This window comes from Pseudomonadota bacterium (assembly GCA_026390555.1).
Classification (GTDB): Bacteria; Bdellovibrionota_C; UBA2361; order UBA2361; family OMII01; genus OMII01.
This window is the reverse complement of record JAPLFS010000052.1, coordinates 1-15,593: the sequence shown is the minus strand read 5'-3', so window position 1 is coordinate 15,593 and position 15,593 is coordinate 1. Positions and strand designations below refer to the sequence as shown.

Genomic DNA, 15,593 nt, shown 5'->3' with positions numbered 1-15,593 from the left:
GCGAACTTTCCTAAGCCTATTTTAGTGCCCGTAGCCCGATATCCCGATCAAGTGCTGCGTTAGTAGCAAAGCGACCGAGGGCTGCATTAATCATATCCTCAATCAGCTGAGTATAAAGCACGCGCGGCTTAGAGCGCGCCCATAGATAGAATGCGCAGGAACCTGGAAAGGCATTGAGCTCATTAAAATAGAGCTTGTTTGTAGCCAGGTCGACGATAAAATCAAGGCGCGCTACACCTGAGCATCCAAGCAGCGAAAACGAGCGTTTCGCTAATTCGATAACCTGATTGCGTAGCTCTGAATCGAGGTCCGCTGGATCAATCACTCTTGTAAGGCTCGCCATACCCTGCGAGCGACCAGATTTTTTCCCACCGTCACGTAGGTACTTCTCTTCGTAGGAGAGCGTGCCTGATTCAGACACCGGGATCTCAACCACCGAGGCCTCGATACCGGACTCAATGCCAAGCTGCGCACGCACCGAGACATTTATCTCCATTATCTTAGACACGCACGGCTCAACGAGCGCCTGGGTATCGTAACGAAAGACCTTTGCAAGGGCCGCAGCAAGCTCCGTTGCGTCATTGACACGCGATACCCCGATACTTGAGCCTAGGTTGCAGGGCTTAATAAAGAGCGGAAAGTGTTTGAATTTATCCTGTGAGAGTAGCCCTGAAACTACCTGCTTAATATCTGCTTGCGCCTCGTTACGGTGTACTATGCTAGCTGGAAGCACCGGAATACCGTGCGCGCTGAGGTACATCTTGCACAGATACTTATTCATCGTGATAGCAGAGGAGGGCAGGTCGCTACCCGTATAGGGCACCTGCGCCATCTCAAAAAGACCCTGGATGCAACCATCCTCGCCGTACTGGCCGTGAAACGCCGGCAGGAACAGATCTACCTCAATAACGCTAGAGAGGCCCCTTGCGCCTAGACGGGTAAGTCCACCCACGCCCGGTTTCGGAAGAAGGGTCACCTCTTCAAGCTGCGCCAGGTTTTCTAGCGCCTTCGCATAGAAGGAGCGTTCGAGTAACGCCGCACCTATATACCAGGAGCCGTTCGGTGTAATGTAAACCGGAATGAGATCAAATTTTGCAGGATCTACGGCCAGCATTAACTGTAAAGCTGAGATTACAGAGATCTCGTGCTCGACAGATCTGCCACCAAAGAGAACCGCTACTCGCAATCGATTCGTCATACGTAATCTCTTAAAAACTAACCGTGCCCTCGTGCAGGTCTCCTAAATCGTTCTCAATTAGCACTAGATCGCCCTGCGCCCCACGGTCAGTAATAGCTAAAAAGGCCGCCTCTCTGTTCTCAGCCAGGACGATCTTTTCAATGGGAAAGCTAGCTCCGGTCAGCCCGGCAAGTAGCGCATCCTTGTTGGTATTGCCCACGATAATAAATAGATCCGCTACTGCGGCTGAGAGTGTTGCTAGCCTACGATTTTGCTCGTATTGCTGCTCGCCTAGCTCTATCATACCTGGAGTCATTACTATGCGGCGCTTGGCTGAGAGGGTCTTAAGCACATCAAGCGCCGCCTCAAAACCGGTTGGGTTAGAGTTGTAGGCATCTCTAAGAAACGATACGAAAGGCTTTCTATCCAATACTAGTCGGTTATCAACCGGCTGTAGGTTAGCCAGACAGGCCGCTACATAGGCTGGGTCTGCTCCGAGAGCGCAGACCATGGTAAAGGCGCCGAGCGCGTTCGATAGGGCTGGTCGACCAAGGAGCGGGGTGCGCCCAGGATAACGTGCGCCCTTCCAGTGGATAACGAAGCGTGTGCCCTGATCGTCAAATGCTAGCTCGGATGCGTAGCAATCAAGCGCCCCGGCGCTCTCATCAAGTCCATACAGAAGCGTTACAGCACGGCGATGCTCGCTCGCCATCCTGCGCGCGTTCGGACTATCACCGTTACAGACTAATATACCATCGGCAGGGAGCGCTTGTGCGATCTCAGACTTGGCTAGATACACGTTCTCTGGTGTTCCGAAGCGCTCGAGGTGCATAATGCCGACAGAGGTAACGAGCGCTGCTTTAGGAGGGGTAAAGTCGCACAGCCGTTTAATCGAGCCGATATTATATGCCCCCATCTCGATTACAGCGAAGTGGTGAAAGGACTTTAGCGTTTCGCGAATTGCACGGGTGATACCCATTATTGTGTTAATACCCTTCCTGGGCCAGAAGGTGGGAGCAAGACACTGCGTCATAAGATCTCCCAGGGCGGCCTTGGCCCCAGTTTTACCGTAGCTGCCCGTGATGCCGATAACGAATGGGTTAGCTTGGCGCATAATGCGCTGGGCCTCGGCGTAGTAGCGATCTTGCAGCGCCTTTTCTACTGGCCAGAGGAGCTTGTTTGAAGCGATCAAAAACAATGCGGGAGATTGCACCAACAGGAGGGCAAAAAATGCTGTCATGGCTAGCCCGTTTTGGGAGCCGCCACAACTTCCACACGAGAGCGCAAGGGGCACGAAAGCAACGAGTGCATACAAGATGAATGCAACGAGCGAAATCTTGCGGGCGCGTTGCGTCATATTGAGCTTTAATTTGCCGCTTGTTCGTGGATCCTGCTCTATAACTACGGTGATGCACCACAGGGCAGTCGCAGCGAGGGTAGAAAACACGAGCCCGTACCACTCGCCCGGCAAAACTAGAGCTATTATTCCTAGCGTGCATACGACGGCGCTGCCCCGTCTATCAAAGGCCCTCTTCTCTCTGATCCATGCTATAAAGCGTCTATTTGAGTACTCCTCCTGCTGGAAATATCTTAGATAGGAGAATATCCTTCTGTATCCAAAGAGCAGCAGTCCAAGCACAAAAATTAGGGTTGAAAGCTTAGTCAGCACAGGTTACCTGCTCACTTAAAAAACGCTCTATGTAATTTGCCACTAGGTGCGCTCCGGCATCCTCGAACGGTTCATGTCCCTTGTGTGGAAAGATATGGAGCTGAGAGTTGCGGATCAGTCTGTGAAAGCTGCGCGCCAGATCGAGCGGAGTCGCAGTGTCATCCTCTCCCCACAGAAGCAAGGTCGGTATATCGATAGACTGCGCCTCGCTTGAGAGATCCTCGCTGACGGTTTTTACGAGGGTTTTTCGTAGCTCGCCCGCGGCTCTGTAATCCGTAGAGCCGAAGTGCGGCGCTAGGTAATGCTTAAAGAGCCTACTGCCAAAAACTCCATCGATACTCTTGGCGAGTGAGACCAGTCCCTTGATGAACGCTACCCTGAGCTCCTGCTTAAATGGGCGCTCACGCTTAAGCCCATGACTTCCGATTAAAATTAGCGCCTGAAGGAGTTTAGGGTAGCGGGCCGATAATCTCACAGAGACCCGTCCTCCAAACGAGTGCCCCACTAGGATACAACGGCTAATACCGGCCTCTTCGAGCCACGCATGTATTCGCTCGCAGTAGTCTGCAGTGCTCCAGCCACCGCCATCGTTTGAGGCAGCTACGGGAAGTGGGGAATCACCAAAGCCTGGGAGATCAATTAGAACGATGCGATATTTTGTCGCGAGTAGTTCTCCCAGGGGGCGCAGGGCCTCGAGTGAGCGTCCCCAGCCGTGTAGCATTACTAGCACGGGACCGCTCGATCCTAGTTTTAGGACATTAAGAGGGGGGAGAGCTTCGCTCCGCATCGCAGCACTGGAATTCATAGCCTTATAATCGCTGATAGGGTGGGAAGTGACAAGGGGGAGAGCTCTCTCAGCCTTTTCTGAGCTGCCCTAAAAACGATATTTTGCACCTGTTGCCAGGGCGAATCTTCTTGCATACTTCCACGATGAGTTCCTATTCCGATTTTGCCCATTCAATACCACCCGCACGGGCTAACCAACTAAGAGCCCCATCTCCAATTGATTACGTTCTGATCGTTACGGTCTTGCTGCTTGTAGGGTTTGGGCTGGTGATGGTCTACTCAACTACCGGCATCCTCTCTCAGGAAAAGCTAGGCGACGCATTCTTTTATGCCAAACGCCAGTCTCTATCAGCTATTCTGGGTACTGCTTTGATGTTGATGTGTATGAAGATTCCCCTTGGGCTGCTACGCAGGGCCTCGCCATATCTTTTTGCTCTATCGATATTCCTTCTGGCGCTGCCGCTAATTCCAGGCATTGCAGATCGCGCTGGGGGTGCCTCTCGTTGGGTACGGTTCGGACCGATACGATTTCAACCAGCAGAGTTCGTAAAGGTGTGTCTGGTGATCTTTATGGCGGGTTTTTTTGCGCGGCACGAGCAGCGCATCGAATCGTTTTTGCACGGGATAGTAAAGCCTTTTGCTTTAGTTGGAATGGCGGCAGCTCTTCTTCTATTGCAGCCCGACTTCGGCTCATCCGTAGTTATTATAGTTACCGTTCTTTGTATGGCTCTAGCCAGTGGAGTGCGGCTAATGCACATGGCATTGTGTAGCGTTGTGGTCGCTGGATGCCTTGGAACTCTAGTCTTTATCTCCCCGTATCGAATGATGCGAATAGCGAGTTTCCTCTCCCCGTTTGCGGATTCGTCTGGCAAGGGATACCAACTCATTCAATCCCTAATAGCTGTTGGTACGGGACAGATCTCCGGTGTTGGGCTTGGCGGCAGCCAGCAAAAGCTCTTTTTTTTACCAGCAGCTCATACCGATTTTATCTTTGCGGTAATATCTGAGGAGTTGGGATTTGTTGGTGGGCTAACTATCATACTCGCCTTTCTCGTCATAATGTGGCGTGGGTTACTCCTGGCGCGAAGTGTTAAGAATGATACATTCTCCTTCGCACTAGCTGTTGGATTAACGATGATAATCGTTGTGCCCGCGCTGCTTAACGTTGGGGTTGTAATCGGGCTTCTTCCTACCAAGGGCATGGTATTACCACTTGTTGGTTACGGTGGATCGAGCCTAATGGCTTGCATGGCTGTGATCGGACTCCTACTCGCCATTCGCCGTGAGGCTGGTGAAGTTTCGGAGAGCTTATAATCTTGCGTCCGATATCTCTTTTTACTTGATGAATGGTTGCGATGAACAAGGTTGAGGTAACACAAAAGAACCCCCTACCGATTGAGGCAAGTGAACCTTTGCGCGTGCTTGTTGCAGCCTCCGGAAGTGGAGGGCACATTATTCCTGCCCTGCATATCGTGCGTGCGCTGCAGAGCCAATGCCCAGGGTGCGTTGTTGAGTTTATCGGTGCGGGGCGCCCGCTCGAGGAGAAGCTAATCCTAGAAAACGGATTTACCAGGCATATTGTTGCATCGGCTGGTGTTAAGCGACGCAACGTGATCGGATTGTTTCAGTTCCTCTTAAGGCTTCCGCTTGCGGTACTACAGCTCTTGTTGCTTTATCGAAAATTTAAGCCGCAGGTGGTCGTTGGAGTAGGGGGGTACGTTTCGGTGCTTCCGGTTATCGTGGCGCGTTTCAAAGGGATACCAACATGGACCCACGAGGCGGAGCTGCATCCTGGGCTTGCCAATAAGGTACTCGGTTATTTTGCCGATCGAATGTCGGTTTCATTTTCGGAGACTAAGATTAAGGGGCGGGTAAAGATTGAGCATACCGGGCATCCTGTTCGCCTGGAGCTTAAAGCAGTTGATCGCACAACTATAAGGAAGGAAGCTCCCCATAGATTGCTTATTATTGGTGGCTCGCAGGGGGCGCGAGGGCTTGATTACGCTGTCTCAGAGATAACTGAGACCCTCAATGCTAGAAACATAGAGGTGGTGCACCAGTGCAGGGCTGAGCATATGGATCTGGTTGTCAACGGCTATCGGGCCGCAAAGGTCTCGGCATCGGTCGTTCCATTTATCGATGATATGGTGGGCGCCTACGAATGGAGTGATGTTATTATAAGCCGTGCGGGTGCAAGCTCCGTAGCTGAGATTGCGTGCGTTAATCGCCCCACGATCTTTGTGCCCTACCCGTTTCAACAGGGTACCCACCAGAGCGACAACGCCAGGGCGCTTGTTGCTCTTGGAAAGGCGCTGGTAGTGGAGGAGTCTGGCCCGGAGTTCGGTCGGCGGCTCAGGGAGGCGCTTGAAAAGATCCTAGCACCAGAGAGCTTCCGCAGCATGAAGAGAGCTACCTGCGAGTTGCGGGGGCTAGACGCTGCGCAAACCATAGCACGCGGGATCGTAGCCATGACAGCGCGGCCCTAGAGCTGCGTGGCGTTATATTTTGCTTCCCAGAGGAATCAATCCGTAATATCTCGGCATCTGAATTTATAGGACCCAGAAAAAGCACGAGTTTTTAAGCATTTATGAGCCCTATAATCGCTTTATAAATACCTGTGGAGCCCGTTCATGGCTACAATTGCACCCCACAACACCAAAAAAACAAGCAACAGTGCGGCTTTACCAGGCTTTACGTTCTCGACCCAGACCCCCAAAGAGTTTTCTGCGATAGTTCTAAAACAAGCCCGTATTACGAACCTTCAGATGCTAAATAAGGTCTTTGCTGGAGATCCAGGTACGCCTGTCGAGATGGTGCGTCGCAAGGACGGTTTTGGCTTTGAGTTTGTCGATAAAACCGTTACTATGGGTTCTAATATCAAAAACGGCTGGTTTATCCTTGAGCGGCCTCCTGCATCAACCGCGGAGGAGCCCCCTAGGATGCGCATCTTTAATACCTTTGAGGGCGCGGCGGCAGAGTTCGCCATTAAGATCAGGCTACATGAGCAGGGAAGCCTAATGGTAGGCAAAGTTGCGCTTTCAACCACGGTCGATTCTATGTGTTTTACCTTTGGAACACCCAGTCGAACCATGGTAATGGCTCCAGTTTTAATGCCACTTGTGGGGGTGGTACTGTAATTCATTCGTAACTATTCACAGCATCTGACCCTGTGAATAATTACAATTTCTTGCTATATATCTATTTCTTTGAGGCGACCATTTTGCGCCCTATATAAGGAATATAGATGTCATCGCATATTGCAAGTATCTACCGCACCCATAGCTGCCAGGAGCTACAGGCGAGCCATGCTGGTCAAACCGTTACTCTCTCGGGCTGGATACTGAGAAAGCGTGATCATGGTGGGCTAGTTTTTGTTGATATTCGCGATAACTATGGTCAGACCCAGGTTGTTTTTAACAACGTAGGGGTAGCAGAGATTCAAGCGGTGCGGGTTGAGTCCGTTATTCAGGTAACGGGTGTAGTTAAGAGACGCGACCCGGCCATGGTCAACTCAAAGATCGCTAGTGGCGAGATTGAGATTCACTGTGAGGCGCTTGTGGTGCTCTCTACCTCAGAGGTGTTGCCGTTTCAGATCGCTGAGGACGATAAGGCCCCCGAGCCAACGCGACTTACTTATCGGTTTCTAGATCTGCGTAGAGACAAGCTGCACGAAAATATCATTCTTCGTTCGAAGGTTATCAAGCGCATCCGCGATATTATGTGCGAGATCGGTTTTAATGAGTTTCAAACCCCGATCCTTACTAGTAGCTCACCTGAGGGTGCGCGTGATTTTCTTGTGCCGTCACGGTTTCATCCAGGTCGGTTTTTTGCCCTTCCACAGGCCCCGCAGCAGTTTAAGCAGCTTCTTATGGTGGCTGGATTTGATCGCTACTTTCAGATCGCGCCCTGCTTTCGAGATGAAGATCCGAGGGCTGATAGATCTCCCGGTGAGTTTTATCAGTTAGACGTTGAGATGTCCTTCGTTGAGCAGGAGGATGTGTTTCGAGTAGCGGAGAGATTACTGGGCGACTTTTTCCCGAGCTTTACCAAGGAGTATGTAACTCCGACACCGTTCGTTCGCATTCCGTATGATCAGGCGCTCAATACCTTTGGATCTGATAAGCCGGACCTGCGAAATCCGTTGCGTATTCATAACGTTTCCGCAGCTTTTGCTGATTGCTCATTTCAGGTCTTTCAGAAGGTTCTGGCCGACAAGGGTGGAATTTTTGCCCTTCCGATGCCGATCATGAGTGTGCCGCCGCGTAAATATTTTGATGACGCAATTGAGCTCTTTACGAAATGGAGTGGGCAGGGTCTGGCATACCTGATCGTCGAGGAGGGTGGTTGGCGCGGCTCTATCGCTAAATTTATTGGTGCTGCAGAGCAGGTCAAACTTACCGAGCAGTTAAAACTTGAGCCGGGTCAGGTTATCTTTATCGGTGCGGGTAAGCCAAAGGCGATTCTTCCAAATCTTGGCAAGCTCCGTACGAAATTAGGGGATGATTTCAAGCTGTTAACTGGGGGCTATCATTTTTGCTGGGTTACTGACTTTCCGCTCTATGAGTGGGACGATGCAAATAACGAGTTGGTGTTCTCGCACAATCCATTCTCGATGCCGGACGGCGGTTTGCAGGTCCTCGCGCAAGGTGACCCCCTTGATATCAAGGCCTTTCAGTACGACATCGTATGTAACGGCTATGAGCTATCGAGTGGTGCGATCCGCAATCACGATCCTGAGATTATGTACAGCGCGTTTGAGAAGGTTGGGTATTCAAAAGAGGTTGTTGACGAGAAGTTTGGAGGGATGATTAAGGCCTTTAAATTTGGGTCTCCCCCGCACGGTGGGTTTGCTATCGGCATTGACCGCATCGTGATGTTACTTGCTAATGAAAGCGCTATTCGTGATGTAATCGCATTTCCGTTGGCGCAATCGGTTGAGGACCTATTAATGGGGGCCCCAAGCATTCCCTCCGAGAAGGCTCTTAAGGAGGTGCATATTAGGGTGGTAATGCCGGAGTTGCCGCCTCATAAGGCCTAATGGGTATGGGGTATTGGTGCGGGGCCATTAAAAATATGGCCCTTTTACGGGACGCTTCCACCTCTGCTATATTAATGCTAGTTTTTGTTGATTCATATGCCCGGCTGATGGAATGGTAGACATACAGGACTTAAAATCCTGGGATCGAAAGGTCGTGCCGGTTCAAGTCCGGCGCTGGGCAGAATAATCAGTTAGTTAAGTCATTTTCTGTTACGTATTGTTGAACTAAAAAGTCATTCTTAAACTAGGTTGATCAGCTAAAAACAGATCAACAGCTAGATCTCCTATATCCTGGAGCATTTTAAACTCGCGTCACCTTGCGAGTGGAGGATTCAGAAGATAAATCAGCACCAGCTTAATTTCATATCTTTTTGCAATTATAGACTCTACTTTCTCGGTAGCACTTGAGGCCAATTTACGTAAGCGGCTTATGTCTATAAACACTACTGTTGAGAGCTATTATGAAAAAGAGAGCTATGCTCGTTTCGATTATGTTAGCTACCCAGATATTTGATGGATACGCCGTAGCGCAGCCCGTCGATGTTGTAGCCGGGCAGTATGTTATTCAAAGAAAGAATGCTGGGAACATCACCTCTCTGAGCGCAGATCAGGTACGCTACGTTACTATTAAGGGAAGCGAGCATTTTGACCTAGTTTCGCCGTATAGCGCTGGGGCGACGATCCAGTCAAGTAAAGCTCAGATTGAGCCAGTTGATTGGCCGCATGTATATGCAGATTGCGCGCAGATCTTAAAAGATCCGACGGTGTTAACCTGCGAGCCAAATATTATCGTCAAGGCCTATGCAGTTCCTAACGATGCGATGTTTACCTCGCAGTGGGGATTGCACGATCCCGTTAAAAACGCCGACATTGAAGCCCTGGCCGCTTGGGATAAGGGTACCGGTACCAGCGAGACGATCATAGGGATCATGGATACCGGCATTAAATATAACCATCCAGATCTAATAGATAATTTGTGGACCAATCCAGCGGACCCCCTTGATGGGATCGATAACGATGGGAATGGCTACGTTGATGATGTACTGGGCATTGATGCGATAGCCAAAAATAACAGCCCGTACGATTGCGATGGGCACGGTACGCATGTAGCGGGTATTATCGGAGCGCGCGGTAATAATCAGCAGGGGGTAACGGGGGTCAATTGGCGTGCTAGTATGATAGCAGCCCGAGTATTAGGTTGTAATGGTAGTGGAACTATGGCGGACGTAATCGCAGGAACTGATTATTTCTACGAACTTAAAAAGAGGGGTAATAACATCAGGGTTGTAAACGCATCGCTTGGAATGCCGATCTTCCTTGCGGCGTGGTACTCTGCCATTGAGCGACTAGCCAGCGTCGATATCTTATTTGTTGCCGCCGCTGGAAACGAGGATACTAACAACGACACTACCCCATCTTATCCAGCAGACTATGACCTTCCAAACATCATTAGCGTTGGGGCAACGGGGCCCACCCTAGAGTCGGCGAGCTATTCTAACTACGGACAATCGGTAGATATCGCCGCCCCTGGTGGTGATATGAATCGCTTTGGAGAGGTGGGGGGAATCTACAGCACCTGGATAGAGCCGGAGCTCTTTAAGTCGATACAGGGCACCTCGATGGCGGCTCCCATGGTAACGGGCGCTATCGGCCTAATCGCATCACAGCGCCCACACCTTAGCGGCGCGCAACTAAAGGAGATGCTACTAGCATCTGCCGATCGAGTCCCTACGCTAGCTAGCTATACCTCGGGCGGTAGATTCTTAAACGTGGGTGCCATGTCGCAGATGCCGGATTCAAGTGACAACTGTCCAAATGATCCCAATAAGATTGAGCCAGGGGTCTGTGGTTGTGGAATCTCGGATGGTGATGCAAACAACAATGGAGTTGCTGACTGCACAGAGGGGAGTGATCTCGAGTTGGTTGTGCCAGATGCCCCTAGTATTAAGCCTGGAAAAAAGACGCTCTCTTTTAACCTAACGCCGCGGGAGGGGGTTGAGTACGTATTAAAGGTCAAGATCACTAGACCAGGTTATAAAACAACTACTAAGTTCCTTTGGATCCCCTTTACATCCGGGCGTCTTATTAAACTAGCTTCGGGCAGCTCCGTCACCCTGAGCTACTACTATATAATTGATGGGGCGGAGCCTATCTTCTCCCTGGAGAGTCCTCGTAAAAGGGCTAAGATTAAGTAGGTAACCGGGGCAAGAGCAGCACGCAATCTACCGAATGATGATCGACCTTTCTAGTGGCTATAGAATAGAGGTGCGCTCCAGCCTATCTGCAAGATCCAACTTAGCAATATTATAAACCCCCTCGTATTGGCTCCTTGCGCCGGTATTTTGCAAAGTACTACTCCTAAGATCTTCCTGGAATGCGCGTAATCCATCTTGCAACAAGTCCCCTAAGAGTCGGCCAGGGATGCTCGCTATCGGGCCTGCGTTTAACTCGCCCAAGATCTCAATTGCATTCTGCCACAACATATGGACCCTATTAGGCGCAAGGTTTACATGCCATTTATCTGGGCCCATCTCTGGATTGAGCAGATTGTTCTGATCTAAGCGCAGATACTCTGCTAGGTATCCATTTTCAGCCGCTATTAGTAACGGCTTGCTATTAGCTAAATCCGCAAGACATCCGCGCTTGGATAGATCGTCAAAAAGCTCCCTAAAGTTACGCAGCAGCTCTTGGCGCTCATAGCTATTCTGACTATCTTGCTCATCTATAAGGTCGCGTAGGCTGGGCTCGATTAGGTGAGCGAGTCGCCCAAACTGTTCTGAATCGCCTAGATTGGCGGGAGTGCTGCTGATAAAAGCAAGCAGTTTATTAGGGTTGTATATATACACAGCCAATAGCTCGATTGGGCCAACGGATAGCTCTATGCCAATTCGTGCTAACTGGGGATTTGTCTCTCTGATAAAAGTTTGTAGAAAGGGAGTCGGAGCCATACGCTCCGGATCGCCCGGCAGAGACTCATTTTTTATATCACCAAAGGGGTCTGCTCTCAGTTTTGAGCCCTGCGATCCAAAGCCAGGACCATCCAGGATATCTTGGTTGTAATCAGAGATGCGATCCAGAATTGCTATAACCGATACTAATTTAAGAACTGGGGTTACATGGCGATTCATCATGCAAACTATAATCCTCCCACAAAAACTAGATCTATCGCGGTACTATTGGAGCTTGGCGTGCCTACGACCGTACAAGAAATATATGACAAGCCCAACACCCATCCAGATAAAGAGCCTTACCCATGTATCAAATGGTAGCGCTAGCATCTGTGCTAAGGCGCTGAGCGCTCCTAAGATTGATACTGGAATTACCCACGGTGTTTTAAAAGCACGTGGAGCGTGAGGCTCTGTAAAGCGAAGTACTAGCACCCCAAGGCAGACTAATACGAATGCCAATAACGTGCCTATCGAAACTAATTCGCCTAACACGCCGATCGGAAGAAGTCCGGCTACGAGCGCTGAAAACACCCCGGTTATAACGGTTGTAACGTACGGGGTGTTATAACGTGGGTGAATCTTAGCCGCAGCAGCTGGGAGTAGTCCGTCCCTCGCCATGCTAAAGAGGATGCGGGGTTGCGCCATCAGGAGCACAAGCACCACTGAGCTAAGCCCTGCGATAGCACCCACCTTAATAAATGGGCGTAGCCAAGCAAGTGAATCACCTGCGGCATCCACCGCGACCGCCATCGGATCAGCTACGTTAAGAATATCAAACTTTACTATGCCGGTGAGGACTAACGATACCGCGATGTAAAGGATAGTGCAGGCTAAAAGTGAGCCGATAATACCGATCGGCATATTACGCTGCGGATCCTTAGTTTCCTGAGCAAGCGCTGAAACAGAATCAAATCCTATATAAGCAAAAAAAATAACACCAGCGCCACGAAATATTCCACTCCAGCCGAACTGTCCAAATTGACCCGTGTTTTCAGGTATAAATGGCACCCAGTTCTCTGGAACAACGTGCATTGCACCAAAGATAATAAAGAGCGCGAGTACCGAGAGCTTAACTAAAACGATAATGTTATTGAATTTGGCGGACTGCTTTATGCCGATGTAAAGCAACCATGTGCAAAGTGCTACGATCATTGCCGCAGGGAAATTAAGTAATGCACCCGTAGTCTCCCATCCAACACCAGGAATATGGCGGAAAGGCGCATTACAGAGCGCTGGTGGTAGATTAAGGCCGATATCTTTCATAAAGCTAGCCACATACCCAGACCAACCAACCGCGACCGTGGCGGCTCCAAAGAGATATTCCAGCACAAGATCCCACCCTATAATCCACGCTACAAGTTGGCCGAGCGTGGCATAGGTATATGTATAGGCGCTACCTGAGATAGGTATCATGGCAGCAAGCTCTGCGTAACAGAGCGCTGCAAATGTGCAGGCGATGCCAGAGATGATAAATGAAATTACGATAGCAGGGCCTGCGTATTGTGCCGCTGCTTGGCCGGTTAGTACGAAGATACCAGCTCCTATTATTCCACCGATCCCGAGCAAGACTAAGTTTGAGCCAGTAAGAGAGCGGGAGAACCCGTGCGTTTGATCGTCGGCCTCGGCTTTTATAAGCGCTAAGGATTTGCGTGAGAAGATACCGAGTAGCATAGATTAATCCTGGAAAGTCGTTTTCTTTACGTGTTCAAGCATAGCCAGTTTTTGCCAGGCCGCAACCGGCTAATTACGCTTAGCGGCCCTAGTCAATTGAGGCGGGTCTCCACTCAATCGCAATCGCTGAGCTTTTCTTAACCTCGCCCAAGCTGGCGGTCGTTAAATCTGGTGTGGTTTGTTCTAAGAGTTGAGCGTTGCTAGCTTCATGAAGATACGCAAAGTAGTTTTGTTGTGGTTCTAGGGTGTAACCACTAAAGACCCCCAGGATGGCGTTATCATTGATTAATGGTCCTCCGGAATCACCTGGTAAAGCGAACCCCGTGTTATACTCAGTAACAAGTAATCCGCTATCTACACCGAGGTAGGTAACAAAGGCCGCCTTGGGGTTGTTAAAGTTGATTGCTCCGGTCTCATCAACGCCGTATCCTGAGATCGAGAGCTGGTCGCCCTGTTCTGGAAATCTAGAGGTAAGGATCGGTAGAGGTTTGGCTCCCACCCTAATTGCAAATAAGTCGCTAACTTTAATAACAGCAAGATCAAAAGCAGTAACGCCGGTTGTGTACTGCGCGTTGAAAAAGGCCTGCTGTATCGATTCAGTTGCGCCGGCGTGTTCTACATCAAGGGTCCTGGCTCCCTTAACGCAGTGCGCCGCAGTGACAACAGATGTTGACGAAATTAGGGTACCTGAGCAGGACCCCGCACCGTTATTTATAACTACACGCACGACCGGGCTATCATTCGCCGAGCAGCTCTCTCCTCCGCTAATCTTGGCCGAGCTGCAGGCGTCATCACCACTACCACCACCACCACACCCCAAGCAGGAGGTGAGTAGTAGTCCAAGTACCATGATAAGGGTTAAGTTCATCGCGCTAAGATTTTTCATGGTAATCAAATGCCTTATTTATAGGGAGCTAACCCATTAGTAGGGCTACTTGAGGGAGTTCTATCATAGATCCATGAATAACAGCATGCTCATTATCTACGCCGATTATCACCGCATTTAGGTCAGGGGAGACGTTTGTGCTCAGTTTGGCAAGCATGGCGTGCGTTGCTACCAGTGCCTGCACGCAGGAAAGGGGGCTCTGTTTGAGCATCTCGGCAACAAACGGTTGAGCCAATATCGTTGCGGCGAGCTCCGAAAGGGGCTTACTACCCCCAAAGCAAACTGAGTTTTTGGTATGAAACGGCTCGAAGCGGCGCGCAGCCTCCCAGAGCAGAATAGTAGAGCTGCGCCCCTCTGCTATATCGTCCGGATGCCGGTACTCGCCGGTTAGTACTAAGGCGATTCGTACGTCAAAGGTGCTTGAACCGAAGATCTCGGCGTATTTTGCATAGACGGCCGTTCCAATCGGGGCAAGAAGGGGGGTAATCGCGCGCGCAGGATCGGTAGCAAGCAGCTGTGTTCGCAACTCTGATAGCATCTCTAGCGCCGGTTGCCAGGTGCCGGCGTGTGCTGCGTAAACACACGGAGCTACATGCACCAACTTTGGAGCTATCATGGGATATTTGGCACCACCGCTAGGGTGCGACTTGGTGGCTAGTGAGTCGGTAATGAGAGCTATAAAGGATAGCTCCTGATGGAGAATGAAGGTCGACATTTGGACAGGGTAAGGCCACAATAAGATCCCGGCAAGCGGTTGAATTATCATCCATGGTTGCCGAAGTGGGTTTGGTTGGGGTAGGTAGCGATAGGCAGATTAAGGGGTATGAAATGAATCAGATCTTGTACAACGTTACGATAGGTGTGTCTGAGGATATACATGAGGAGTGGTTGCAATGGATGCGCAGTGAGCATATCCCATCCGTACTAAGGACCCGCATGTTTATATCCGCGCGACTACTTAGAATGCATGCCGATAGCGCGGGGGATCCGACATATGCCGTGCAGTACATCTGCCAGAATATGGAGAGCTACGAACACTACCAAAAGCTCTTTGCGCCAGCCCTAAAGCTTGAGCATGACCTTCGATTTCCTGATAAGTCGCCCTCTTTTCGTACAGTACTTGAGGTCTTGGATACATTTCAGCCCTAGTACTATTTTCCGGTTCCTCACCAATAAGTGTGGGTGGGAAGCTACTGGATGATGGCATAACTATGCGCGGCAGATGGAGTAAAAGCCGGTCGAAGAATGTAAGATAATGGATGCTGAATCCCTGAGCTGGAACGTGAACCGCTTCCCGTTACCTGCTCCCGCTCCGATACCGGAAACTTATTTCGAAAAGCACCGATTAATAGAAGATATGTTTTGTCATGAAAAGCTCGAAGTCTATCAAAAGTCGGTTGAATTACTGAATAGGTTAT

The 15,593-nt window shown here is 50.2% G+C and carries 14 protein-coding genes and 1 tRNA gene; 7 read left to right on the top strand and 8 right to left on the bottom strand.

Features of this window, described 5'->3' with window-relative positions:
- Positions 1–16 precede the first annotated feature (16 nt).
- From NTV65_06985 to NTV65_06975, 3 genes are read right to left on the bottom strand one after another with little or no spacing between them, the layout of a single operon-like run.
- Complete coding sequence (locus tag NTV65_06985; GenBank protein MCX6114941.1) at positions 17–1,198, bottom strand: D-alanine--D-alanine ligase; 1,182 nt, start codon at positions 1,196–1,198, stop codon at positions 17–19.
- A gap of 10 nt (positions 1,199–1,208) precedes the next feature.
- The gene (locus NTV65_06980; protein MCX6114940.1) at positions 1,209–2,846 is read right to left on the bottom strand and encodes a UDP-N-acetylmuramoyl-tripeptide--D-alanyl-D-alanine ligase; all 1,638 of its coding nucleotides are present in this window, start codon (positions 2,844–2,846) and stop codon (positions 1,209–1,211) included.
- Positions 2,836–3,651: an alpha/beta hydrolase gene (locus NTV65_06975; protein MCX6114939.1), complete on the bottom strand. Its 816-nt coding sequence runs from the start codon at positions 3,649–3,651 to the stop codon at positions 2,836–2,838. Before NTV65_06975 ends, NTV65_06980 begins: the two co-directional genes overlap by 11 nt.
- Before the next feature lie 125 nt (positions 3,652–3,776).
- On the opposite strand from NTV65_06975, the gene ftsW reads away from it, so the two are divergent.
- The 6 genes from ftsW to NTV65_06945 all read left to right on the top strand — a co-directional run bounded on the left by ftsW (position 3,777) and on the right by NTV65_06945 (position 10,865).
- The gene (ftsW, locus tag NTV65_06970; GenBank protein MCX6114938.1) at positions 3,777–4,946 is read left to right on the top strand and encodes a putative lipid II flippase FtsW; all 1,170 of its coding nucleotides are present in this window, start codon (positions 3,777–3,779) and stop codon (positions 4,944–4,946) included.
- A gap of 41 nt (positions 4,947–4,987) precedes the next feature.
- Positions 4,988–6,118 carry a UDP-N-acetylglucosamine--N-acetylmuramyl-(pentapeptide) pyrophosphoryl-undecaprenol N-acetylglucosamine transferase gene (locus NTV65_06965; protein MCX6114937.1) on the top strand — a complete coding sequence of 377 codons (1,131 nt, stop codon included), beginning with the start codon at positions 4,988–4,990 and terminating at the stop codon, positions 6,116–6,118.
- A gap of 144 nt (positions 6,119–6,262) precedes the next feature.
- Entirely contained in the window at positions 6,263–6,769 is a 507-nt protein-coding gene (locus tag NTV65_06960) for a hypothetical protein (protein MCX6114936.1), read from the top strand.
- Between the two features lie 107 nt (positions 6,770–6,876).
- Positions 6,877–8,670: an aspartate--tRNA ligase gene (gene aspS / locus NTV65_06955; GenBank protein ID MCX6114935.1), complete on the top strand. Its 1,794-nt coding sequence runs from the start codon at positions 6,877–6,879 to the stop codon at positions 8,668–8,670.
- 98 nt (positions 8,671–8,768) lie between these two features.
- A tRNA-Leu gene (locus NTV65_06950) sits at positions 8,769–8,851 on the top strand.
- Positions 8,852–9,131: 280 nt separating this feature from the next.
- Positions 9,132–10,865, top strand: a complete 1,734-nt coding sequence (locus NTV65_06945; protein ID MCX6114934.1) for a S8 family peptidase — start codon at positions 9,132–9,134, stop codon at positions 10,863–10,865.
- Positions 10,866–10,922: 57 nt separating this feature from the next.
- Here the strand turns inward: NTV65_06945 and NTV65_06940 are convergent, their stop codons facing one another.
- From NTV65_06940 to NTV65_06925, 4 genes are all read right to left on the bottom strand, one after another.
- Complete coding sequence (locus NTV65_06940; GenBank protein MCX6114933.1) at positions 10,923–11,801, bottom strand: hypothetical protein; 879 nt, start codon at positions 11,799–11,801, stop codon at positions 10,923–10,925.
- A 42-nt stretch (positions 11,802–11,843) separates the two neighbouring features.
- Entirely contained in the window at positions 11,844–13,289 is a 1,446-nt protein-coding gene (locus NTV65_06935) for an amino acid permease (GenBank protein ID MCX6114932.1), read from the bottom strand.
- Positions 13,290–13,377: 88 nt separating this feature from the next.
- Positions 13,378–14,175, bottom strand: coding sequence for a S1 family peptidase (locus NTV65_06930; protein ID MCX6114931.1), 798 nt, complete (start codon positions 14,173–14,175; stop codon positions 13,378–13,380).
- Between the two features lie 28 nt (positions 14,176–14,203).
- Positions 14,204–14,890: a hypothetical protein gene (locus NTV65_06925; GenBank protein ID MCX6114930.1), complete on the bottom strand. Its 687-nt coding sequence runs from the start codon at positions 14,888–14,890 to the stop codon at positions 14,204–14,206.
- A gap of 113 nt (positions 14,891–15,003) precedes the next feature.
- Here NTV65_06925 and NTV65_06920 point away from each other — a divergent pair, with 113 nt between their 5' ends.
- Positions 15,004–15,324 carry a DUF4286 family protein gene (locus tag NTV65_06920; GenBank protein MCX6114929.1) on the top strand — a complete coding sequence of 107 codons (321 nt, stop codon included), beginning with the start codon at positions 15,004–15,006 and terminating at the stop codon, positions 15,322–15,324.
- A gap of 41 nt (positions 15,325–15,365) precedes the next feature.
- Here the strand turns inward: NTV65_06920 and NTV65_06915 are convergent.
- On the bottom strand, positions 15,366–15,593 hold a 228-nt coding region (locus NTV65_06915; GenBank protein ID MCX6114928.1), incomplete at its 5' end, for a hypothetical protein.